Genomic DNA, 23530 nt, shown 5'->3' with positions numbered 1-23530 from the left:
ATAGGCTTTTGGAGAAAAAACCGGAAGTTGGTGAAACGAAGCAGCCGTCGAGCGATTCCGGTCAGAGGCCGGCGTCGTTCCTAAGCGCTTCGAGGCGCTCGCCCGAGACGATCGCCACGATGTCGCGAAGAGATCTGACCGACTGCGACAGCGCGTCTAGGTCGTCATTGGCGATCTCATAGCTGGCCGAATAACGCGCCTCGACATAGGCGCGCTTGAGTAATTCGAAGCGGCGGCGCTCGAACCGGGCAGCACGCGGCCATGCCTTGATCAGGCGAGCTTCGCTGTCCTCTGCAAGCGACCGCAGGAATTTGATGTTGTGCGAACGGGGGAAGTAGAGGGTGCGGACGAGAAGGAAACAGGCGTAAGCCGTTTCCGTTGCTTGGTGAAGGTTGAAAGCAGCCTTTCGGCTCCAATCCGGCTCCTGTGACGTCCGCGACACCGAATATTCGGCAAGCTCGATCCATTGATCAAGGGACCTGAGCTGGTCGCGGAAGTAACAGCTCGCCATTTGATAGGCATCGGCGGCAGTCAGCGGTTGGGGCGTGGCGAGCGCATTACCAGGCAATTCGTAGAGAATAATTCCGTCGCGCGCGATATCGACCCAGAAATATTCGCCGCGGCTCAGCGCCTGATTCACCTCCTGAAGAGTGTGGACGATGATGTTCACTGGTCGCCCAATGGCTGCGTCGCGCAGGATCTTGTCCTCGGCGATGTACCAATAGTCGGCGATATCGGTGAGATCGGGATGGCTGACGATGATCAACAGATCGTAGTCGGACTGGTAGCCATTCTCGGGCTCGTCGACCCAATCCTCACGCGCGTAGCTACCGAACAGGACGATCTTGAGGATGCTGCCGTTCTTCTTCCATGGCTGGGTCGCACGCGCGGTCGCCTCGGCGAACTCGCCCATCAGCAAGTGCTTCACGCGGTCCAACTCGCCTTGCTGGACCGAGGGCAGATGATCGATGGCGTCCTTCATGCAAGCGATTCTCGTTAGAAAGCCAAATCTTAGCAACCCTCAATTTCCAGCCATCGTCGCGCGGCTAACCGCCCGCGCATCCAAACGCTTACTGTGAGACGCCTACGATCGCTAATTAAATGCCCTTACCTTGGCCAATCGTTATTTAAGTGAACGAGCTTTCACTTAAATAGGCTGAACGGTTAGATCCTCGAAATCCCGGTCGTCACAGTCTTTTGGGCAGCAAAGTCAGAACGGATTGCTTTTTGTTCACCCATGCGGCGGCAACTGGATTGCGCCATGCTATTATGTCATGAATGCGTTGGTACCCATCGGCCACGCTGCGCGTGAATATCGGCTCATGACGGACGATTTGGTTCCGTAATCGCCTGATCGACTGGAGGTTATTATGAGCAGTCTCGCGGCACTGGCTGATGAACTGATTTGTTGGCGCACCGGGAAAGCACGTTCGGAAGTGGACGTTCCAAATCCGGTTGTCTTGGCCTCGGGTGAAGATATTTTCCCAAAAGGCGAATTTAAGATGGGCGACGATTTTGCTGGTTGTCGGCAATCCAGCCGCACGGCGGATAAGGTCCGACGTCGGATTATAGTCGAATTGTCGCTTTGGGCGTAAAAAGGCTGCGGATAGCCAAGACCTATTGTAAAGTGAGCGGACGAGAACCTAATCGCTACGACCATCAGCAAACCTATCAGAACCGCAGCGAAGAGGAAAAATCGCTGAAGCTATTTATGACCACAATTGGGACATTCGCGACTGTCGGCTTCGGAACGCCGAAGCGGCGATAGCGGACGCAGAGAACAAGCGACCTTACGGCCCTTTGACGCCGCCACACTGACCCTGTCCCGGAAGATGCCAGCAGCAGGGAGAGCGGGAGATGACGGATCTCGTGGAGCCAAAGATTGTTTTATGCGTGGAACAACGATAAACCTGCCAGGAGTTTTTTGGGGGGCTATCGATTTCCCTGAAGTTTCACGGCGTTGCCGTAACGAGACAGCGCGAGTGTTGATGATGAAATCGTTTGGTACAGTCAGGATTGCGATAGGGGTGTGACGACAGCCACGCATCTCGTCGCGCTGCTCCAGAGCCATTTCGATGGCGACGACGAACAATTCTATACTGTTGCCATGCAAGCTGCCGCGAACGAAGCGCGTCGCGGCCACGGCAAACTTGCGCAGCAGTTGCGGGACATGCTCGATCAGGCCCGCGAAAGCCAGAAGCGGCCAGCGCGTGGCAAGACGATCCCCTTGGTCCAGCCAAAGGGCGATCTCGCTAATTTGGTTGCGGCCAGATATGTCGATACACGCCTGTCGAGCATGGTGCTCCCTGAAGAACTGCATGAGCGGCTGCGCCGTGTGCTAGTGGAGCAGCGGCAACAGCATAGATTGCGCCAGCATGGCCTCCAGCCACGTCGCAAGCTGCTGCTGATCGGCCCCCCAGGCGCTGGCAAGACGATGACGGCCGCCGCTATGGCAGGCGAACTCAAGATGCCGCTGTTCACAGTGCTGCTCGATGGTCTTCTGACCAAATTTTTGGGTGAGACTGCTTCGAAGCTGCGGGTTGTGTTCGAAGCGATGGCCGAAACACGCGGCGTCTATTTCTTCGATGAGTTCGATGCGATCGGCTCACGCCGCAGCGAGCGCAACGATGTCGGCGAGATTCGCCGCGTGCTCAATTCCTTTCTCCAGTTCCTGGAAGAGGACGAGAGCGAGGGGCTCATCGTCGCAGCCACCAATCATCCCGAACTGCTCGATCCGGCCTTGTTTCGCCGGTTCGACGATGTGATTGAATATACGCTACCAAGCGATGCCGTCGCCCAGGCTATTCTCGAAAGCAGATTGGCGCTTTTCGATACGGTCGGAGTGGAATGGCCGTCGATCGTCGGTGAAGCGGCCGGCCTCAGTCAGGCGGAATTGGCGCGTATCGCCAATGAAGCCGCCAAATATGCGCTGCTCGATGATCGCGAACGGATAACGAACATCGACCTCCTCCAGGCAGTGAGTGAGCGCAAGGCGGCGGCACGCGGATAATATGGCTGACGAGCCGGCAAGGCCTCATTCCCACTTCTATTGGCCTGCGTCGGGGAACTCGGCGAATTATACCGCTTACCCGCCAAAGGGTAGCGGATCGGTCGCACCCGAACGAGACCGAGCAACGCATGCCCAGCAACTGACGCAGGCACTGACCGAAGTGGTCGCGGCGGGCGAGACGCTGCTTGCAAGCCGTGACCCGCAGATCGCGTCCGGGACACCGGGTTTCTACATCGAGTTCATCCTGCCGTCCGGACAGGCTCAGATGGTCGACAAGCTGGAGCGCAAGGGGAAGTTTCCCATCGAGCTAGTGAGCGTTCAGCCCGCCGATGAGCAGCATGTCGCAGCAACGGTCTTCGTGCCCGAATCCCAGCGCGGCTATTATCTCGGCAAGGTTGAGGCCTACGGGACGCAGGATAACGTCAAGGTCAAGACCTTGGACGACGGCAGTGTCGTGGAAACGCGCAAGCCCAAGAATGAGCGCTTGGTCGCATCTATAGAGACTGCCCGGCTTGCTGTGGCCCGCTCCTTCTATACTGACGCTGCGGACCTCTTCCCCGCTCCCAATTTGAAAGCATGGTGGGAGGCCTGGCTACGCAAGGGCACGCGCGCGCAATTTGAGGCTGCCGCGCAGACGCTTGGCCTTCCGCTCCGTGAAACCGTGCTTGAATTCGCCGAACGCGAGGTTCGCATTGTTCATGCCTCGGCCGAGGATCTGGGGCGGATTATCGCAAACACCGAGACCGTCGCGGAATTGCGGATGGCGCGCGACACGCCGGCCTTCTTCATGGAGATCGATGGCGCCGAGCAGCACCTTTGGTCGGACGATCTGGCGGGGCGGCTCGATCCATGTGATGCTGATGCCCCTGCTGTCTGTCTGCTCGATTCCGGCACTACTATCAGCCATGCCCTGATCGCCCCGCTGCTCAGCCCGGCTGACCAGCAAGCCTGTGAAGCTGGATGGCATGGTGAGGATGTAAGCCTGCAAGGCCATGGTGGGCACGGTACGCAGCTATCGGGTATTGCCCTTTACGGCGATCTCACGGACATATTGGCCAGCGCTGGTCAAGTTACGGTGCGCCACCGCCTCGAATCCGTGAAAATCCTGCCCGATCATGGCGCCAACGACCCTGACCTGTACGGGGCGATCACAGCGCGGGCCATCGCACGCGCTGAAATCACTGCACCGACCCGACCCCGTGCCATCTGCCTGGCGGTGACAAGCCCTGGCGATCATTGGCGTGGGCGGCCATCATCATGGTCGGCCAAGCTGGATGCATTGGCATTTGGACGGGACGAAGTGCCCCGGATCATCACCGTGTCCGCCGGGAATATTCGCGAAGCTATCAATGCCGCCGACTATCCCGACCGGAACGACCTGATGCCGATCGAGAGTCCGGCCCAGGCATGGAATGCGCTGACCGTTGGTGCATTCACCGAAAAATCTGTCATCACAGACACCAGTTTTGCCGGATGGAATGCCCTTGCCAGTGTCGGAGACATTGCAGCTCGAAGCCGTACTTCCGTTTCCTGGCATCGCGACTGGCCGCTCAAGCCGGATGTGATGTTCGAGGGAGGCAACATCGGGATCGATCCGGCCAGCGGTATGGGCGATCATGTTGACGATTTGGCGCTGCTGACGACCTATCGCAAACCGACCGAGCGGCCATTTACCACTACAGGCGACACGAGCGCAGCCACCGCGCTGGGCGCTCGAATGGCTGCGCAGATACTGGCAGAGAAACCGGCTTTGTGGCCGGAAACGGTGCGCGGGCTTATCGTGCATTCGGCCGAATGGACACCGGCCATGACCGGCTATCTCGGTACGCTCAATAGAACCAGCCTGGTTCGGCGCTACGGCTTCGGGGCGCCATCGCTGGTGCGTGCACTCGGTAGTCTCGACAATGACGTGACGATGGTTGTCGAGGACAGTCTCATCCCCTTCAAGATGGAGAAGGGAAAGGCCGTCACCGATCAGCTCATGGTGCATGAGTTGGTCTGGCCGAAGAAGAAGCTGGCCGAATTGGGCGAGGTTCTGGTGCAACTTCGCCTGACGCTAAGCTATTTTATTGAGCCCAATCCAGGCGAGCGCGGCCAGTCCCGCCGGCACAGTTATGCTAGCCATGGGTTGCGCTTCGCGCTCAAGCCCGCAGACGAAAAAGCGGACGTGTTCCTGCGCCGCATTACGTCGGAGGCTGGCCCGCGTCCTCCTGCACGGCAGGCCTCCGACACCGGGTGGACGATCGGGCCGCAACTGCGCCATCGTGGTTCGCTCCATGCCGATATCTGGGAAGGCACCGCCGCCGATCTCGCGGAGCGCAACAGCATCATCATCTACCCGACAGGTGGCTGGTGGCGGGAGAATCTCGCGCAAGACCGGGTCGGAGAACCCGCGCGCTACAGCTTGATTGCGAGCATCCGAGCCGCTGATGGGATCGATCTGCGGACTGAAATCAGCGCCCAGATTGCTCCTGAAATTACGGGCGAAGCGGTGATTGAGGTCTGATTTTACAGGGCCCACCCGTCAGAGCTGCGGCCCCAAGGCGGATCAAGCGAGCTTCTCTGTAGCAGCTGGGGTATCGCCATAGAGTGAGAGCAATGGAGCCCCCTGGGGAGGGAAGCGATATGTCGACGTTACGCTTATTGATGCTGCCAGCCGCCGATGGCGACTGCCTGCTATTGTCGTGGGGAGACGATAGCCATCTGCATCACATGGTGGTGGATGGAGGTAGGACGTCCGCCTATCCGCATCTGAAGAAACGGCTTTCGAGCATCGCTGATAAAGGAGAGAGCCTCGAGCTATATGTGCTGACACACATTGATGCCGACCACATTGAAGGAGCCCTAGCCTACCTTCGGGATTCAAATCGACCGCTGGTGCCGAAGCAGGTTTGGTACAATGGTCGGACTGAGATGACATCGACCGGCATCCGGAGCATGAAGCAGGGTGACGCCTATTCAGTCGCTCTTGCCAAACTTGAGTGGCCTTTAAACACCTCTTTTTGTGACGGGGTTGCAAAGATCGAATCGGCGCCCGGCGTTATCGACATCGCAGGGCTGAAGATCACGATGCTCTCGCCGGACGAGCTGCATCTTGCCGCCCTAGGAAGCAAATGGAGCCAGTGGCATCAGCAGCAGGGTGTTCGGGCGCGAGGTCTTGTCAAAAAGCCAAAACGCCCCCTGCCGCCGAATCCTCTGATCGTCGAGGATCTGATCGCCCCCGGACCGATCGACACCGAACTGCCCAACGGATCCAGTATAGCCTTCATTGCCGAATGGGGCGAACGGAGAATTCTGTTCGGCGGTGATGCGCATCCCGATCTGCTCGCGGCCTCCCTAGAACCGCTCGCCGCTGGAGAGGGCGGGCGCTACCGCGTCGATGTCCTTAAAGCCTCGCATCACGGCAGCGCGAAGAACACCTGTCGCAAGCTGATTGAGATGCTCGACTGCCGCCGGCTGGCAATCTCTACCAATGGTAACATACATTGCCATCCCGACCCGCAAGCGATCGCGCTGTTTCTTCACTTTGGACCTGAAGGGCGAAAACACCTCTACTTCAACTACGTTACCGAACAGACCCGGCCTTGGGCCAAGCCGGAGGTCGCGGACCGTTACGGATATAGTGCGCATTTTCCGCCGGACGAGGAAGGCATGATCGCCATCGATGTGCTTGCCGACGATTGATGTCTGCTTGCGATCAAACTTAAATTGTCAGGATGCAAGGTAAACGATGTGTGTGATCTAATTTTGGATTTTTTCTCTCTTGCGGGAGGGAGGCGTCGTACCAATATTCTTTCGGACGCATGTTGAACTTTGGGGGACTAACTAAAATGGCCGACAGGAAGGTAGTCTTCGTCGCATTCGCGATCGAAGACGAAGCCCAGCGCAATCTGCTGAAAGGGCAGTCGCTCCATACGGATTCGCCGTTCGAATATATCGATATGTCGGTGAAAGAGGCCTACACCGAGGAGTGGAAGACCAAGGTGCGCACTCGGATCAAGCGCTCTGACGGCGTGATCGCGCTTATCAGCAAGGACTCGCTGACCAGCTCTGGTCAGAAGTGGGAGATCGCGTGCGCTAAGGAGGAAGGCGTGCCGGTTCTCGCGATGTGGGCTTATTCGACCGACCGCACCGCCGTCGTCGGCCTGTCACCGAAGGCTTGGAGCTGGACCACGATCGCCGAATTCATCGACGGTCTCTGAAAGTGGGTAAGGGACGCAAGGCGCTGGTCGTTGGCATCGACTATTATCAGGATCTCGAGCAGCTCTCCGGTTGCGTAGACGATGCCCACAAGGTGAAGGCTGTCCTTGACCGCAATACCGACGCCGGTCAGACTAAGAACTTTCAGACCAACATTCTGACTGGTACGGGTCCTAACGACATCGTCACACGCAAGCAGCTTAAAGAGGAGATCCGTGATCTCTTCTCTGGGGATGAGGAAGTCGCCCTGCTGTACTTCGCGGGGCATGGTCACATCGAAGCGACAGGTGGCTATCTCTGCGCGACGGACACGGAGACCGGTGACGACGGCCTTCCGATGGGCGAGGTTCTCAAGCTCGCAAACGATTCGAAAGTGTCGAACAAAATCATTCTTCTCGACAGCTGCTATTCGGGAATTGCCGGGACGGCGGAGAACGATCCGCGCTTCGCTGAATTGAGCCACGGATTGACCATTCTGACTGCGTCATCGGAGAAGCAGTATGCCCTCGAAACGGATGAGGGGGGCGTCTTTACAACGTTGTTGGTTGACGCGCTCGAGGGAGCTGCCGCCAATCTGGTGGGCGAGATCACGCCAGGCAGCGTTTATGCGCACATCGACCAGTCGCTCGGTTCGTGGGGCCGTCAGCGTCCGATCTTCCGGACTAACGTCAACAGCTTCGTGTCGCTCCGCCAGGTGCAGCCGCCGATCTCGCTTGAGGATCTGAGAGCGATCTCTGGGCTCTTCCCGACTGCTGATTTCGAATTCGATCTGGATCCTACTTTCGAGCCGGACCGTCCGATCGAAGGCGTTACCGTCGACCCTATCGAAGAGAACACGCGTCGCCTCGCGATCCTTCAGAACCTGAACCGTGTAAATCTGGTCGTTCCAGTCGGGACCAAGCACATGTATCACGCCGCGATCGAGAGCAGATCGTGCCGGCTAACGATTCTCGGCGAGCATTATCGTCGCCTGGTCGTGAAGGAGCAGATCTGATCGTTGGGCGAAAGGGGCAGTCGGGCTAAGGTGGTCGCGATGCATACTACTGGAAAGATCGGTGTTACTGGCCATCAGGCACGCGAAGGCCTGGATTGGGCTTGGACCCGAACCAAAGTGGCTGCCATTCTTCAGGAGGCGGCTGCAGTCGATCAGGCTCTGACCTGCCTTGCAGTGGGCACCGATCAACTCTTCGCCGAAGAAGCACTCGCGATTGGCATCGCCTTGACCGCCGTCATACCGTTCGAGGGATATGATCGCTGCTTCGAGGGTGTCGGCCTCGAAGCCTATCGCAATCTGCTCGCCCGCTCCGCCCGCACCGTTATGATGGAGCAAACGGGAACGGATCAGGAGGCGTTTCTCGCGGCGGGCGTCCGCGTTGCCGACGATAGCGATCTGCTGATCGCTGTCTGGGACGGCGAACCGGCCGCGGGCCTTGGTGGGACAGCCGACGTGGTCGCGCACGCGATCGCATGCGGACGCCAGGTTCTGCAATTGAATCCCTTTTCTCGAACCGTCCGGCGGCTGGCGGGCTGACTTTCTTCAGCGTTGGCCGAGGTCAGCGCGTAGTCCGGTAAAGAATTCGTTGGTCGAGCGGATGCGGGCAACACCGGCGGTGACGATGCGGCGCTTTTCCTCAAAACTCCGCTCAGCGTTCTTTGATCGTCTAGCGTATGCATCCAGATCGGCGTCGCTCTGTAAATACGGCCATTTGCGTAAGAATTCGGGTGGCAAGCTTGAGCCCGTCGAGAAGGTAGCCAAGGGGTAGTCCTTTTCAGTCGCGACACCAATCTCCCAAGGCACCCACTGCGAATAGCGCGTAGTGTCGGAAACGATCGCGAGCAGCTGGGTGCACTTGCCCATCTCGGTCTGAATGTGGAGGGCCAAATTTTCTCCACGGCCGCTAATGTATGGATCGATGACGTCGAGGTAAGATTCAATTCCGTGCAGTTCACGGAGACGGCGTTCGATCCGCGTTGCGAGCAACGAGTCGGCAGATTGGTGGGAGAGGAACACTTTCACCATTGGGATATATCTCGCTTCACGTTTCGAGGCGCTGAAGTGCGACGGGGCTGCAGCTAGTGCATCACCGGTAGTAAAGATCCCAAATCCCACCGACAACAGACTTGGAATTCCATGCGACGCACTTGCTGGCTGCTTGTCCGACGACACTTGCGGTCCGTTGCGCGCCGCGTAGGTCTACCGCGAGGATCGGCTTTCCGTAGATGCCTGCGCCGTCGATTTCCTTGCCGATCCACTTGCTGTAGTGCGTGTACATACCAGTCGGGATCACGATGACGTGACTCCGGCAAATCTGACGGTGGATCGCCTCGCGCAGAGCCTTGTCAGTGTTGGCATTGAGGATCGGATCGCTGCTCGGGACTGAGAAGTTCCGTAGGTCGAGCGACGCTTGACCCACCCTCCAGGTCTGCTCGAAGATCCAGTTGGATAGCGTGGCATAATGGCCAGAGTAAGCCCACGAGTGGCTGATGAATACGTGGATCTGATGGGTGCTCATCTCAAACTTGCCGCTAGAGTATATGCCCGTACGTACTCTATTTGTTCGCGAGCAACAACGCCCGATGATGCTGAATTTTTTGACCATACCAGACCGGTCTGAGGCGGGTTCCTGAAAGGGATCTGAATAGGTAGCTAATGGTCCCTCCAAGAGCAGGCGGCCATTGACAGTGTTGCTCGTCGACGACGCATTTTTAAGGTGTGCGTCGTCGACACCTGCCGGGAAAGCGGACCGTCAGTATTCGGGGATTAAAAATTAGATGCTGAGCGGCCGAAATGGGTCGATCCTGTCTGATGCCGATCAATTACGAAATGCTCGGTCCACTGCGACCGCGCCCGATCGACCAGCTAATGCCGTCGCCGCGCATCAATCCCGAGACCGATTTGCCGACCTGCCGCTCCAGCGCCGGGCGCCACGGCACCAGCGTGAAATCACGTGATCGCTCAACTAGCGCGAAGCGCCCGCTGACGAGATCAATCGAGCGGCGGTAGACGCCCTCGATCCGAGCGCCCTCGACAGCCTCCCGGAACGGCATTTTAAGTTCGTCTGCGAGCTGCCCCGCTACCCGGAGCAACTCGCGCCGCTGAAGCGCCGCGATCATGCCGTTCGGAAACGTCGTGCTGCCGCCCGTCTCCTCGGCCAATCCCTGCGCCACCAGCCACTGCCGCCGACGCGCCTGGGCGTCGCGCAGATCGTGGCCGAATCCGGCATCGCGAACAGGCTCAGGCGTGGCCGAGACAAGCTCGCGGTCGATCCAGGTCGCGGCGTCGACATCGGCCAGTTTATCGAGCGGCTGCGCCGACAACATGGTGATCGCGACCGGACGGTCCCGTAGCCTCGCTGTCTCATGGGCCGCCACGCGCTCGAGATGGTCCGGCGCGACGATCCAACGGCCGGACGGCTCGCGCTCGACGATGCCCGATATCCGCCGCATCGCCTCGAGCCGCCGGACATGGGTTTCAGCGAAGGCCTGGGTGGCGGTCGGATCGTAGCGAAGATGGGCATCCACATCGTATCGTCCACCGCTGGCGCCGGCGACTGCGGCGACGGTCCGATCCACCTCCCGTACTGTCGGCCTGACCGGATCGATCCGCACAATCGCACCAGGTGGCAAGCTGACGTCGGTTTCCGTGCCCCCTTCGGCGAAGCTCAGGGCCGGCTTGCCGATTGCCACATAGTGGCTGCGCCCGTCGACGCCATCGACGATCACGTAATGGCGATCGTCATGCTCGTCGGCGAGTCCCCGCGCCAACACGCGGCCGACCAGCGGGCGGGCATCGGGTGCCGCCGGATTGTAGATCGCCTGGTCGGCTTGCGCCCGGACAATCGCGGAGCGGGAGAATTCGCGCTGCATCGTGCGGATGATGTCGCCGCGCTCGCCCAATGCGCGCAGCGTCTCTGCAAGGTCGGGCGCGAGCCGGAAGCGCCCGGCACCGAGCGGATCGGCCAGGCCCAGGCGTGAGAGCTTCGCCAGCCGGCCGGCGCGCAGGGACTGGTCGAAGGCGTCGCTACCGTTGATCGCCACCACCCGCTCTGCGTCCGCGCCCTTGAGCAAGGCCCGGTCGATCGATGTCAGGCGCTCCTGCTCGACTTCAGCGCGCAGCGCCTGCGCGATCTCACGGTCCGTGCGCGGGCCAAGATCGAGATCGACCAACTCGGCGGCGCGCTCACGGATGCCCGTGGTCATATAGTCGCGGGCGATGACGAGATCGGCTCCGCGATCATCCCTGCCGCGCACGACGATATGAGTGTGCGGATGGCCGGTGTTGAAATGATCGACCGCGACCCAGTCGAGCCTGGTCCCGAGATCCTCTTCCATCCGGTCCATGAGCCGGCGGGTGAGCGGTTTCAGATCCTCATATTGGTCGCCGTCCTCGGGCGAGACGATGAAGCGGAACTGATGGCGATCACCCACGTCGCGCTCGCCGAACGCCTTGCCATCGACGATATCCGAATCGCGCCCATAGAGCGTGCTGCGTTCGCCCTCGCGCGTGGTGCCGTCGCGCTGGAGATAGCGCAGGTGCGCGGCGGCGGCCGATACGCCCTTGCCGGCGAGCTTGACGATGCTTGCCTTAACGATGACGCGGCGGCCGTTCGACGCCGCATGACCGCCGCGGCTGGCGAGCAGCCGCCCGACACCCGCACCGCGCCCGATCCGGGTGCCCGAGAACGACCCTCGTGCGAGGCCTGAGGCAGCGCCGCCGCGCGCAAGATTGGCGGCGGCGAGGACTCGGCCCAGGTAGCGCCGGGCGCGCTTACCGCCCTGCTGGCGCTGGCGCCCAAGGCGCGGCTCAAAGCTGTCGTCGTCGGCCATTTTCCTGATTCCGGGGGCGTGGAAGGGCAGCATGCCGCGCAGCGGGTGACATGAAAACCGGTGCCGCCGAACATGACTGATTGCCGTCCTTTCAGCGCGGAACGGCACTGGTGCCGCGAGGGCCGTGCTGCTCACAGGTCCAAAAAACGATGTGCAGACAAAGGCTTATGGCGCACCGGTGCCATAGCTTTATCTTGCCTTACGCCGCCCTCCCGCCTGAACCGCTCCTATCGCTCATTTTCGCCATCCTGCTACCCGCCCATGTCGCCCGAGCCGAGGCAAAAAAGAGCCGGGACACGATGCCTGTCCGGCACCCCGTCCCGGCATTTCCGATGCCCTGATCAATGCGTGGCAGCGAATGCTTCGCGTGCCCGACGTTCGCTCCTGAAGCTGCGCCGCCCCGTCAATCCCTGCGCGTTGCCATCGCCATCGACGATGCTCACCGCGACGAACCAGCAGCCATCTAGCCGCCCGATGATCGCCACCCGATCGAGTTCGAAACCCTCCTCATCCTGTGCCTGATACCCGCCGAGCCACCGTTCCGACACCCTCGCGTCCCACAGGAAATCGCTCTTCTCGGCCTCCAGGAACCGCTGTGCCAGCGCCTCGCCTGCGCCCCGTCCGAACTCGATTTCGAGCCCTGCCACGAGCGTTGCAATTACACGGTCCGACGCCGCACCGATGGGTTGAAACATGGTCATGATCGCCTCCTTCGCTTGAAATCCTCCTCATTGAGGACAGACCTCCGAAGACGGGTGGCGGAGCGGCTGTCAGGGCCGCGGAGGCGCAGCCGGAGCGCCGCGCAGCGGCGGCGGAGGAACCGATTTTGTTGTGCTAGGAACAAATAAAAGCGCGTGCGAAGCACGCTCTATTTCACGGCAAAATTGGAGGGGCCGCCGGCCTTGCACAGCCGCTTCGCCGCCCGTCATGCTGGGCCTTGCCGAGACGAGCCCCTCCAACGTCCGAGATCGCGCGATGCCGTCGCAGCCCACATCCTTCGACGCTGCGGCCTATGCTGGCTCAACGGGGTGCGCGGATCGCGAACAGCGTATCTGGCGGCTCGTCTGGCGCGCGTGATGGTGATGGAGTGACGGATGCGTTGTTGGTTCGAAGCACGACGAACAATGCTGGTGGCGGCTCTTGCGGAAGGGATTGCGGAGGACCCGAAGGCGTGCCCGACGCTTGTGCGAGATAGGCGCGCGTCTCGCCCGGCAACGCACGACCTGATGCAAGATGCGCGGCATAACGGCCGGGACCGGCATTGTAAGCGGCGAACAGGCCGGGATAACCGAAGCGGTCATACATCGTGCGCAGATAGGCCGTGCCTGCGAGGATATTGTCGTGCGGATCATGGGGATTGCTGCCCAGGCCGTGCGCCGCGCGCATCGCCGTCCACGTCGCTGGCATCAGCTGCATCAGGCCCATCGCGCCCGCGTGAGATGTGATCGGTCGCCCGCCAAGCATGGTCTGGCCACCGCTTTCTGCGCGCATGACCCGTTCGATCCACGCCACCGGGACGCCGAACCGCGCGGACGCCTCGGCGATCTCCACCCGCCAGCGATCGAGCGGATCGGCAGCGGCAGGGGTCGCGACGAACAGCGCGACGGTGAGCGTGAGCGTCCTCAGCGCAGCCACAGCGGGGTCGCCTTGCCAATGACATCCTGCGCCAGCGTTGCCCCGAAATAGCGCCCATCGAACGAGTTCGGGGTCTCGGTCATGAGCAGGAAGACCATTCCCGGTCCCAGCCGGATGCACCCCTGCCACGCGGGCAAATCCCGCCCTTCCGCATCGGTAGCGCGGCGGATGGTGACCGGCCGGTCGTTCAGCGTTACCACGCGATCGACCGCGCAGATTCTATCCCCGGCCACGCCGACGACGCGCTTCACCAGCGGCACGTTGGACGGCAGATAGTGGCGGCGTGCGGCCAATTGCCGTGCTTCGGCAGGCGGCCAGGCAATCACCATGTCGCCGCGCTGGAGCGCTGCACCGGGCGACACGGCATAGAGTCCGATGGGCGCGCTGGCGCTGGCGTTCCAGACCAGCCGGGGCACCGGCGGCAGCGCGACCGTGAGGCCGAGGCAGGCGATGCCAGCGGCGATCAGCGCGGCACGGCGGCGCAGGCGCAGGCGGCGAACATGGGCGGCGCGCCGGACCTCCAACCACGCGAAGAGTGGCAGCGGGCGATCACGAATCCGGCGCTCAACCATGGTCGCCTCCCCGCGCGCGGGCTGCCGACCACGTCTCGATATCGTCGATATGATAGCGCCAGGTGCGGCCATGAAGGCGGCATTTCGGACCCTTGCCGGTCTGGCGCAGGCGCTTGAGCGTCGAATAGGCAAGGCCAAGATGAAAGGCCGCCTGCTTGGCGGTGAGGAAGGGGCAGGTTTCGCGCGCGGCCTGCGCACGTGTCGCGGTATCGTCCATGATGAAGGTCCATCTGCGCCGATGCACCCTGCGTCGGCTGAGAGGTGCGGATTGGATCGATCCGGCCATCTTCGGCAGGGTCGCAAATCGACCCATGCGATTGCGACCTCCCTGTTTTGGGACCGGGGTTTCGGGCTGGCGGCGATGCCCCGCGCCCTCGGCGGACGCGGGGCGGTTCGCTCAGTCGGCCGGGTTCCAGATGATCGCGAAGGCGTCGTCATCGTCTTGGCCCGCAGCGCGGCCGAGATTGGCGTAGAGCCGGCGCGGGCCGAATTCGGGGGCGGCGAACGACAGCGACACATAGTCCTTGCCGCTCATTTCGCCGCGCCGGATCCATCCCGCTCCGACCTCGACGCCTGCTGCCGACACACGATAGTCGGGCTGGGTGTCGCCGGACTTGCGGGTGTTGGGAATGATCTCGATGTCGGTGCGGATCGAGAGCGTCTTGAGCTGGCCCTTGAAGCCGTTTCCGTCGCGGGTGACATAACCGATGGCTGGCATTGTTCGTCTCCTTGAAAAGTCGCCCCGAACCGTTTCCGGGCGATGGGCGGACCTGAGGGACGGTCACAGCAGGACCGCGAACCGGCAGGCCGGAGCGGCAGCGGAGGACCGGAGCCGAAGGCTTATTTGAGAGCGCAGCGACCGCGAGGAGCCCGCCTCGGCGGGCGGGGAAATAAGCCGCATGGCGATGGTTTCGCGGGACTGCGGCCGTCCCAGGTCATGCGCCCGAGGAGCCGGAAACGGTGCGGGCCACGGTAGTGGTAACGATGACAATGCCGCCGGTTCATCCCTCGCGATGGATTGGTCGTGGACTGCACGGACGCACCACCGCGCCATCGGATCGACCGTCCAAACGCACGCACGGTAACGCTGCCGCCATTACCGCCGGTGTGGCCGATGACGGCCGGTCGGAGCTTCGCGTCCGGGGTAAGAGGCGATAGGGGCGAGCGACATGTCGATGACCATCCTCCGTCTTCCGACAGGCTGCGCCACGCTGCTACGGATTGCCGCTGCACCGCAGGGCCAGGGGCGCGTCGGCCAGGCACAAGATGGCGACACCCTCCGGCGGGAGAGCGGCTTGGCGTTCGCATCGCCGGGATCGACGCCGCCGAAAACCCAAGCGGGACAGATCAGATGCAGGGCTGAAATCGCGCTCGGCCGATCCGCGATCGCGCGCGCCCGGACGCTGTTCGAGGGCCGGACAGTTACCATCATGCGGGTGGGGGGCGGCTATAACCGCACGGTCGCGCGGGTGACGCTGGCCGGTCGCGATGTCGGGTCCGAACTGGTGGTGACCGACGTCGTGCGCTGGCAGCATAAGCCTGACTGGCGCGCGCACGCTGATGAGGACAAGGGAATAGCCGCGCCCCGGCCAGCGCTAGCAGGCCGGGGCGCGGCCGATATTCAGGGCATCAGCCGCAGCGGCGGAACCGCGAAATCTCTCGCCGCGAAGTGGGCGAGGATCGCGTCGTAGCTGCCGAAGCGTTCGACGGTGCAACGGCCGATCAGGATATAGTCGTCCTCGTCGGCGGCATAGCACTGCACCTCGCCCGCGCCGGTGAACACGACGCGCTCGGCGCCCCATTGACCGCAATAGGCGCCCGACCAGCGGGCGAAGGGCAGGCTATGCTCTACGCACCAGCTTTCGAGGTACTCGAACCGGCCTCAGGCCACTTCATGCGCCATGAGTTCGAGCGGCACGCCCTCGCGAAACATCGCAAGGCTGAAGGGTTCGCCGTCCCATTTGGTGGACAGTCCCTCTGCCTGAACGAGAGCGGCAAGGTCGGGCAGCAGGGATCGCGGCAGGGTGCCGCCGATGGTGATGCTCGCGGATACGCGGTCGGCCATGATGGACTCCTTTCCCGCGCGCCCGAGTCCGTCAGGGCGAGGGCGCGCGGCCGAATTTTCGTGAATGAAAAGGATGCGGGCGGCGGTTTTCCCGCCGCCCGCAAAGGATCAGGCGGCGAGGCGGTCGGCCTCGTCGTCGTGGAAGGGCGGCACGGGACACCCTTCGACCGGCAGGGCCATCACCGCACCGGGCGCGGTCGGGTCCGGCTCGTCGTCGCCCGGCAACCGCCGCTCGATCTCGCGCGCGGCTTGCGCCTTGGCATGGGCCGCGACGGTGCCGACGCCGCCGCGCGCCGTATAGGCGGCGGGCGGGAACGCCATCCAGCGCGGCACCCAATTCTCCCGCCGGTCCCGCCCGTTGGTGCCGTCCAGATGATCGCGGACGATGCGTTTCAGGGTCTTGGCCTTTTCTTGCCGGTTGGCGCTGGCGACGGTTTCGCTCGCCACCTCGGCGACGATTCGGGTCAGCACTTCCCGGTCGCGGACAAGCGAGAAGAAAGCGTCGTCGGCCTGCCAGCAGCGGGCCATATCGACGCCGATCTCCATGCCCACCGCCTCTACGGCGGCGCTGCCGGACGCCAGCGTTTCGCCCATGACGATGGCGATCACCTCCATGACGACCGCATCGGGAAGGTCGAGCAGCCGCTGGAAGATGCCGACGACACCCTGCTGGGAGTCACGTGCCTCCCAAGCAGCGTCGCCATTGCCCCCGGTCACGGTCGGTTCCTCGGCACAGAAGCCGAGAACCGCCAGCACCGCGCGGCGGCGCTCGTCGAAATCCGCCTCGGCTTGTGCGTTGTCGAGGCTGTCGCGCACCTCGTCGTTGCGGGTTGACTGCGGCTCGGGCGTGACGCGCCACAGGTGCGATCCGCCGATGGCATGGGCCACCATCAAGCGCAGCGCGATGGTCGGATGGCCGGTGAGCGCGGCGCGGACGGCGGCATGGCGATGCAGATCGACATAGGTCTGCATCGTCGATGTCATTTCGGGACGCGCCGCTTTCGGGCTGCTCCCGGTCCCGTTCTCGGACCCCTCGGCCTTGGTGATCCGGCGGGCTTCCTTGCCCGACACATAGCCTTCATGGACGATCACCTCGCCGGTCGCGCGCACGTCGATATAGACGCGCCCGCCCTTGCGCTTGCCCGCCTTCTCATATTCCCATGTCGAGAAATGTGTCGTGGGCGGCACGATGATCGCGTCGGCCCAGCCTTGCTCGACATAGGCGGCGCGGCGTGCCTCGATCTCCGCATTCTGCGCCGCCCAGAAAGCATCGGGATCGGCGACATAACGGTCCTCGCCGAACAGGTCGGCGATGGTCGCAAGCCCGCTTGCCTCCACGTCGAACAGCGCATGTTTCACCGGGATCGACTGCCCGCCCAGCAGCCATGATTTCAACTGATGGCCGGTCGGCAGATAGGCATTCTCGTCGTCGGCGAGTGCCAGCCATGCTTTTTGCTGGCTCTTGGACGCCATCGTCAAATGGCGCACGGTCGCCGCGTCGATCTGTTCCTTGCGATAGAGGTCGCGGATGGCGGGGAGCAGATTGCCGAGCGCCAGCACGCGCTTGACGGTGAGGTCGGGCAATCCGAACGTTGCGGAGATGTCTTCAAGCCTGCGGCCTTCGCGGACGAGGCGCGTGAAGGTCTCCCATTGCGTCACCTCGTCGGGGTCGAGTCGCGCCATGTTCTCGATCATCGACGCCTCGATGGCAGCGGCGTCGTCGCCCTCGTCGAGAATCGCGCACGGCAGCATGGAGTCTTGGGGCTCTGGCGTCATATCGCCCGCCGCCCGCCGTTCCTCGGCGACGATCTTCGCGGCATGGAAGCGGCGGCTTCCGGCGACGATCTCGTAGCCATCGGGCGCGCAATTGGGACGGACGATGACGGGCTGGATGATGCCACGGCTGCGGACGGTCGGCAGGATGTCGGACACGTCCGGGGCCTTTTTGCTGTAACGCATATTGGCCTTGCTCACGACCAGCTTGTCGAGCGGGATAAAATCGAGTTTCATGGGTCTACTCCTTGTGAGTGCCGGTCCCGTCGCCACGGGATTCGCGGTTTCGCCGCGTCGGGACCGGTTACCGGGGTCGTTGACCTCCCCGGCGAGGCTTGCGACGGGACGCGCCGCGCGTCATCCGCCTTTCCCTGGCTTAGGATCGGTCGGAAGCTCGGGAACCGGCGCGGACTCGATGCGCCAGATGATGGATTGGGCTTGGCTTATCGAACCGGCGCGGCGCGCGGTGTCGGCCCAGACCGACAGGCTGACGATCGTCGAAAATCCGATATCGCGCTCGATCTGCAAGCCGAACGACAGGCGGATGCCCGCCAGTTCGGACAGGCTGAAACAGCCCAGTTCGGGACAGCCGAAACCGAGGTCGGCCAGTCCGAACAGCGTGTCGCCATCATCATACAGCTCGGTCGCCAGCCATGTCGCCGCGCCCAGCGGGTTGAAGAATTTGACGACCGGCGCGGGGTCCGGTTCGTGGGTGCCGGTTTGCATCGCATCACGGTGCGCTGCGGCATTCACGCGCAGCACGGCGTGAAGTTCGGGGGTCAGAAGGATCATGCCGCCCTCCGTTCGCCAGAGTCATCGAGGGAAGAGTCGCCTTGGACTGCCTCGGCTTGGGCGGAGGCGTGCCGCGCCAGCAGCCAGTCGGCGGCCTTGCTGGCGGCACTGGCGGCGCGGAAGATCGCGCGATTGTCCTCGCGCAGCACCTCCAGCCAACTGCCGAGATAATCGGCATGGCGGACGGTTGGGACGATGCCGAGCGCGGCGCAGAGAAAGGCCGAACCCATTTCGGCAATCAATTCCTCGCGGGCATAATCCTTCGATCCGAAGCTGGTGACGAGATTGCGGTTCAACCGGGACGGGTGGCCGCTGCCGTGACAAAGTTCGTGCAGGCAGGTCCGGTAATAGTTGATCTGCTCGAAAAAAGCCGGTTGCGGCGGCACCTGCACATAGTCCTGCGCGGGCACATAATAGGCGCGATTGCCGCCGACGCGGAACTCGATGCCGCTTGCGGCGATCACTTCCTCGGCGACGGGCACGATCTGGCGTTCCGGCAAGGGGGCCGGATCGGGCGCGAGGCCGGGGCGCAATCCCTCGCACTGCGCGACGTTGAACACGGTGAAGCGTTTCAGGAAGGGAATGGACTTGGCGTCGCTGCCGGTTTCGACGGCGCGCGCCTTCTCGGCCTCGGGGGTGAAGCGGTCGGCATAGACGACGGTGGTGCCGCGCTCGCCCTTGCGGACGCAGCCGCCTGCCTCAAGCGCCTGTTTGAAGGTAAGCCAACCCTGCGAGGGATAGCCTTGCTCGATCACTGCGCCCCACAGGATAAGGACGTTCACGCCAGAGTAACGGCGCGCGGTAAGGGCGTTGCGCGGCAGGCCGGGACTGATCGCGCTGCCATCACCATCGGGATGCCCCCAAGGCTGAACCCACGGAAAGCGACCCGCCTCCAGTTCGGCGATGATCCGCGCCGTTACCTCGTCATAAAGGTTTGTGCGCCCCGTTTCGGACTCAGTCCGGGCCTTGGCCGCGATGGGGGTTCCGCCGTTGGACGCCTTGGGTTTCCGGCCCTTGCCGCGCGCGCGGACAGTCGTGGGAGCACGCATCATTCACCTCCTGCACCGCCCCAAAACCACCATGGCCTTCCCCGGAAGCGGGGGTGGGCGGCAAGATGCGAACCGAAGAGGACCGCTTGAGCGGCGTCGGCACCCAAAGGGCCGCAACGTCAGTGGAGGAGCCGGGCGCAGCCCGGCTTGCCGGGGCCGCGAGCGGGCCTAGCAGGGAGCGCCGCCCACTCCCGCGCCACCGGGAGAGGCCACCAACAGCGCCGCCGCGCAAGCGGCGACCGCAGCGCTTCGCGACGGCGTTGCCGTCGCCAACAAAGGGATGGACCCCCGGCCGATGCGGGCGGATCAGCGGTGCAGGGTCGGGCTTCGCGAAGGGGCCCAGCAAAGTCCTGTTTTGCGGGGTGCCCCGTGGCCAGGGCGACATATGTCGCCGACCTCGCGAAACCGGGCGTACCGCCCGACCAAGAGGCCGGCGTGCCTGCGGGGCCGCCATCGGGCACCGCACCCTGTCCGGGCGAGGCGAAGCCGCCCGGTCAGTGTGCGTCCTCAGCCCCGCTCCATCAGGTCAGCAGACGCTGACCCGCGCCAGCCGATCGTTACCGCCAGGCCGAGACCCGGCAGCGGGGCTCGGGGGCGAGAAGGCAGGCTTCGAGCCGTAGAGCGCGGTCGCGCCGCTTCACCGGCGCGAGGCGTCTGCTTCCCACCCAGTTGCGAATCTCCCGACACCCTCTCCGCGATCCTGAAATCAGTCGTTCACGGGGCTGCCGTTTCGGCAGCAACGACCAACTCACGCCGTTCGCCTTGTGGTTTCTGAACGTCTGCTAAAGACAGAACCCGCCACCGCCCTTTCGAAGAATCTGGCTCTCCATCGTGGTAGTCCGTCGCGGTGGCATATGTTAGGCGGTCTTGAGAATTCGTAAGGATTGCGCGATACAAATGGCGGGCGAGCTTCATCAGATTGAGCGTATCGACACGGGGGACGCGACACCCATCGCATCCTTAATCGAACAGCAGTTGAACGCCCGTGAACTTGGCGTCGGTCAACGCGCGATGATGTTCGCACACGGCTATGGCTGCGACCAGAATATGTGGCGATACGTTGCCCCGGCTTTCGAGCAGGATTTTCGGACGATCCTTTTCGATTATATCGGCGCTGGCGGCTCTGATCTGGGCGCCTACGACGCCCAAAAATATGCGTCTCTCAGCGGATATGCCGATGACGTTGTCGCCCTCGGAAGAGCGATGGATGTGCGGGACGGCGTTTTCGTCGGCCATTCGGTCAGCGCGATGATTGGCCTGATAGCAGCGAGACGAGCCCCGGAACTGTTTTCTGCTCTGGTGCTGGTCGGACCCTCGCCCTGTTACATCGACGACGCCGATTATGTCGGCGGCTTCAGTCGGGACCAGATCCTGGAATTGCTCGAATTCCTTGATAGCAACCACATGGGTTGGTCACAGGCAATGGCGCCTGTCATTATGGGAAATTCTGAGCGCCCCGAACTGGCCGAGGAACTGACCGGCAGTTTTTGCCGAACCGATCCAGAGGTCGCAAAGCAGTTTGCCCGCACAACCTTTCTCTCCGACACTCGAGCCGAACTGGGTGAGGTCGATGCCCGTGTGCTGATCCTCCAATGCCGTGACGATGTGATCGCACCGCCCAGCGTCGGCGAATATGTCCGCAATGCGATCCCAGGCAGCGAACTGGTTCACCTCAATGCAACGGGCCATTGCCCAAACCTCAGTTCGCCCGTCGAGACGATCGCGGCGATCAAAGCCTTCGTCTGAGCGGCTTCGACACATGCCAATGCCGTCCGACGCCATGAATTATGAGACGCTCTTTGATAAAGCGCCTTGCGGGTACGTGCTCGCCGACAAGGATGGTCGGATCGTGCGTTCCAACCAGACCTTTCTCGCTTGGACTGGCCATGTCGGGGACGAAATTCTCGGCAAGCGCTTCTCTGACCTTTTGCCAATCGGCGGAAAGATTTTCTACGAAACCCATTTTGCGCCTTCGCTTCACATGCAGGGAAATTTTAGCGAGGTAGCTCTCGACATCGTCGGAAGGGACGGAAGCAAGATCCAGGTACTGGCCAACGCCGCGTTGTTGCCGGCGTCTGACGATGGACCGGCTGTAATCCATTTCGCCATATTCAGGGCTGCCGAACGGCGAATGTATGAAAAGGGCCTGCTGGAGGCTCGCGATAAGGCCGAAGAGGCGATCAAATCGGAGCGGGCAGACTCTGAATTGCGAGAGCAGTTCATAGCGGTGCTTGGGCATGACCTTCGCAATCCTCTCGCTTCAATCACGAGCGGCGTGCACATGCTGGGCAAGGAAAGCCTGAGCGAGCGCGGCAATAAGGTCGTCGGGCTGATGATGGGCAGTGTCGTCCGTGCGAGCGCGCTCATCGATAACGTGCTGGATTTCGCCCGTGGTCGATTGGGTGGAGGTATTACGTTGGCTCGATCCTCGAAGCCGCTCGAGCCGGCGCTGCGACAGGTGGTATCAGAATTGCGATCCGTATCCCCTGGACGAACCATTACGGCGCATTACGAAATCGATGAGCCGATCGACTGCGACCACACACGAATTGGGCAACTCCTTTCCAACCTCCTCGGGAACGCGCTGACCCATGGCGCGAAGGATTTGCCGGTACAGGTGGATGCCAAGAGAACAGAGCACGATCTGGTGATCGCGGTTACCAACGGGGGAAAGCCAATCCCAGCCAAAGCGCTCGAACGGTTGTTCCAACCGTTTTTTCGCGGAAACGAACGCCTGCAGCACGGTCTGGGTCTGGGCTTGCATATCGCATCGGAAATCGCGCGGGCGCATGGCGGAACCCTCGTCGCCAGATCTGACAAGATCGCCACGACCTTCATTTTGACCATGCCAATAGCCCAGGCCAATAAATAGTCGCGTTGGTCAGGGCCATTTGTGAACATCTAGCGTTCTATGAGTTAGGTATGACCGGGCATCTCCCCCGGAAGGAGATTCCCGGGAATGCCGTCATCAGAGCCGATCGCCACCATATTGGTGGTGGAAGACGACACGCTGATACGCATGCATGGCGTGGACATGCTTGAGGAGAACGGCTTCGACGTGATCGAGGCTGCCGATGCTGAGGAGGCGCTGGCGATACTTTACGAGCATGGCTCAGTCCATTTGCTTTTCTCGGACATTGACATGCCCGGTGACATGGACGGCCTGGAACTCGCGCGCCAAGTCAATCAGCGGTGGCCCCAGGTGAAGCTCCTGCTGACATCGGGGCATCATCAGTTGGAAGAAGGCGTGCTACCCGACGATGGGCAGTTTCTTAGCAAGCCTTGGAGACAGGATGTGCTCATCGAGCAAATTCGCGGGCTCCTGGCAGTCTGACTCGGCTTCCTTGCATCGTCAAACCAAGCCCATCAGAGAACGGATTGGGAGAACGCAGCCGTTCGATAGGTGCGAAGAGAATGACCGAATTGTCCCACGATCCGGCGTTCGCTCCCGACGGCAGTCGACCACGTCCGGCCATTTCGGCCTAATTCGAGGAACGACCTATTTCGACGTAAGCAGTCATTCGGTAATCATAAACGATCAAAATGAGGCGCAATGTTGCGCTGCGGCAAACTTCTGGCTAAGGAAGCGGCAATCGCATGGACCCGG

Annotated in this window: 24 protein-coding genes; 11 read left to right on the top strand and 13 right to left on the bottom strand. The window is 62.1% G+C overall.

The features are described 5' to 3' along the window. Window positions 1–61: 61 nt before the first annotated feature. Window positions 62–982: a HEPN domain-containing protein gene (locus F4U95_RS15025; protein ID WP_120251167.1), complete on the bottom strand. Its 921-nt coding sequence runs from the start codon at window positions 980–982 to the stop codon at window positions 62–64. Window positions 983–1370: 388 nt separating this feature from the next. On the opposite strand from F4U95_RS15025, the gene F4U95_RS15020 reads away from it, so the two are divergent. From F4U95_RS15020 to F4U95_RS14990, 7 genes are all read left to right on the top strand, one after another. Beyond that, a complete protein-coding gene (locus tag F4U95_RS15020) occupies window positions 1371–1595 on the top strand; it encodes a hypothetical protein (RefSeq protein WP_145986239.1) in 225 nt (74 codons plus the stop codon). A 434-nt stretch (window positions 1596–2029) separates the two neighbouring features. Then, complete coding sequence (locus F4U95_RS15015) at window positions 2030–3010, top strand: AAA family ATPase (protein WP_120251166.1); 981 nt, start codon at window positions 2030–2032, stop codon at window positions 3008–3010. Window position 3011: 1 nt separating this feature from the next. Then, window positions 3012–5516 carry a S8 family peptidase gene (locus F4U95_RS15010; RefSeq protein WP_120251165.1) on the top strand — a complete coding sequence of 835 codons (2505 nt, stop codon included), beginning with the start codon at window positions 3012–3014 and terminating at the stop codon, window positions 5514–5516. Window positions 5517–5635: 119 nt separating this feature from the next. After that, window positions 5636–6694, top strand: a complete 1059-nt coding sequence (locus tag F4U95_RS15005; RefSeq protein WP_145986238.1) for a ComEC/Rec2 family competence protein — start codon at window positions 5636–5638, stop codon at window positions 6692–6694. Between the two features lie 146 nt (window positions 6695–6840). Then, window positions 6841–7212, top strand: a complete 372-nt coding sequence (locus tag F4U95_RS15000) for a TIR domain-containing protein (protein ID WP_120251163.1) — start codon at window positions 6841–6843, stop codon at window positions 7210–7212. Between the two features lie 2 nt (window positions 7213–7214). Further along, window positions 7215–8204 (top strand): caspase family protein, encoded by a 990-nt coding sequence (locus F4U95_RS14995; protein WP_120251162.1) that lies wholly within the window; start codon window positions 7215–7217, stop codon window positions 8202–8204. Between the two features lie 117 nt (window positions 8205–8321). Beyond that, complete coding sequence (locus F4U95_RS14990; protein ID WP_145986237.1) at window positions 8322–8741, top strand: hypothetical protein; 420 nt, start codon at window positions 8322–8324, stop codon at window positions 8739–8741. A gap of 6 nt (window positions 8742–8747) precedes the next feature. Here the strand turns inward: F4U95_RS14990 and F4U95_RS14985 are convergent, their stop codons facing one another. From F4U95_RS14985 to F4U95_RS14950, 8 genes are all read right to left on the bottom strand, one after another. Then, window positions 8748–9230: a toll/interleukin-1 receptor domain-containing protein gene (locus F4U95_RS14985; RefSeq protein ID WP_120251160.1), complete on the bottom strand. Its 483-nt coding sequence runs from the start codon at window positions 9228–9230 to the stop codon at window positions 8748–8750. Between the two features lie 61 nt (window positions 9231–9291). Further along, window positions 9292–9723, bottom strand: a complete 432-nt coding sequence (locus tag F4U95_RS14980; protein ID WP_120251159.1) for a TIR domain-containing protein — start codon at window positions 9721–9723, stop codon at window positions 9292–9294. A gap of 304 nt (window positions 9724–10027) precedes the next feature. After that, on the bottom strand, window positions 10028–12037 hold the full coding sequence (gene rlxS / locus F4U95_RS14975; RefSeq protein WP_120251158.1) for a relaxase/mobilization nuclease RlxS: 2010 nt from the start codon (window positions 12035–12037) through the stop codon (window positions 10028–10030). Between the two features lie 341 nt (window positions 12038–12378). Beyond that, window positions 12379–12738, bottom strand: coding sequence for a hypothetical protein (locus F4U95_RS14970; RefSeq protein WP_120251157.1), 360 nt, complete (start codon window positions 12736–12738; stop codon window positions 12379–12381). 319 nt (window positions 12739–13057) lie between these two features. After that, window positions 13058–13672: a lytic transglycosylase domain-containing protein gene (locus F4U95_RS14965; RefSeq protein WP_120251156.1), complete on the bottom strand. Its 615-nt coding sequence runs from the start codon at window positions 13670–13672 to the stop codon at window positions 13058–13060. Then, window positions 13660–14244, bottom strand: coding sequence for a S26 family signal peptidase (locus tag F4U95_RS14960; RefSeq protein WP_120251155.1), 585 nt, complete (start codon window positions 14242–14244; stop codon window positions 13660–13662). The genes F4U95_RS14965 and F4U95_RS14960 overlap by 13 nt, the downstream gene beginning before the upstream one ends. Further along, entirely contained in the window at window positions 14237–14461 is a 225-nt protein-coding gene (locus F4U95_RS14955) for a helix-turn-helix transcriptional regulator (protein WP_120252218.1), read from the bottom strand. The genes F4U95_RS14960 and F4U95_RS14955 overlap by 8 nt, the downstream gene beginning before the upstream one ends. Before the next feature lie 180 nt (window positions 14462–14641). Continuing rightward, window positions 14642–14962, bottom strand: a complete 321-nt coding sequence (locus tag F4U95_RS14950) for a DUF736 domain-containing protein (protein ID WP_120251154.1) — start codon at window positions 14960–14962, stop codon at window positions 14642–14644. A 451-nt stretch (window positions 14963–15413) separates the two neighbouring features. On the opposite strand from F4U95_RS14950, the gene F4U95_RS14945 reads away from it, so the two are divergent. Next, window positions 15414–15935, top strand: coding sequence for a thermonuclease family protein (locus F4U95_RS14945; RefSeq protein WP_120251153.1), 522 nt, complete (start codon window positions 15414–15416; stop codon window positions 15933–15935). Window positions 15936–16126: 191 nt separating this feature from the next. Here F4U95_RS14945 and F4U95_RS25125 read toward each other — a convergent pair whose 3' ends face one another. From F4U95_RS25125 to F4U95_RS14925, 4 genes are all read right to left on the bottom strand, one after another. Then, window positions 16127–16309: a hypothetical protein gene (locus tag F4U95_RS25125; RefSeq protein WP_232015751.1), complete on the bottom strand. Its 183-nt coding sequence runs from the start codon at window positions 16307–16309 to the stop codon at window positions 16127–16129. Window positions 16310–16417: 108 nt separating this feature from the next. Next, entirely contained in the window at window positions 16418–18319 is a 1902-nt protein-coding gene (locus F4U95_RS14935; RefSeq protein ID WP_150411891.1) for a ParB/RepB/Spo0J family partition protein, read from the bottom strand. A gap of 120 nt (window positions 18320–18439) precedes the next feature. Further along, window positions 18440–18874 (bottom strand): DUF2958 domain-containing protein, encoded by a 435-nt coding sequence (locus F4U95_RS14930; protein WP_120251152.1) that lies wholly within the window; start codon window positions 18872–18874, stop codon window positions 18440–18442. Next, window positions 18871–19851: an ArdC family protein gene (locus tag F4U95_RS14925; protein ID WP_232016083.1), complete on the bottom strand. Its 981-nt coding sequence runs from the start codon at window positions 19849–19851 to the stop codon at window positions 18871–18873. Before F4U95_RS14925 ends, F4U95_RS14930 begins: the two co-directional genes overlap by 4 nt. A gap of 969 nt (window positions 19852–20820) precedes the next feature. Here F4U95_RS14925 and F4U95_RS14920 point away from each other — a divergent pair. The 3 genes from F4U95_RS14920 (at window position 20821) to F4U95_RS14910 (ending at window position 23257) form a co-directional block, all read left to right on the top strand. Then, the gene (locus tag F4U95_RS14920) at window positions 20821–21669 is read left to right on the top strand and encodes an alpha/beta fold hydrolase (protein WP_232015750.1); all 849 of its coding nucleotides are present in this window, start codon (window positions 20821–20823) and stop codon (window positions 21667–21669) included. 34 nt (window positions 21670–21703) lie between these two features. Beyond that, the gene (locus tag F4U95_RS14915) at window positions 21704–22795 is read left to right on the top strand and encodes a PAS domain-containing sensor histidine kinase (RefSeq protein WP_197716405.1); all 1092 of its coding nucleotides are present in this window, start codon (window positions 21704–21706) and stop codon (window positions 22793–22795) included. Window positions 22796–22882: 87 nt separating this feature from the next. Continuing rightward, complete coding sequence (locus F4U95_RS14910) at window positions 22883–23257, top strand: response regulator (protein WP_120251150.1); 375 nt, start codon at window positions 22883–22885, stop codon at window positions 23255–23257. Window positions 23258–23530: the final 273 nt, after the last annotated feature.

Origin of the sequence: Sphingobium limneticum (assembly GCF_008710165.1) — a bacterium.
Lineage (GTDB): Bacteria > Pseudomonadota > Alphaproteobacteria > Sphingomonadales > Sphingomonadaceae > Sphingobium > Sphingobium limneticum.
The sequence above is the reverse complement of the archived record's forward strand: the minus strand, read 5'-3'. Positions and strand labels throughout refer to the sequence as shown.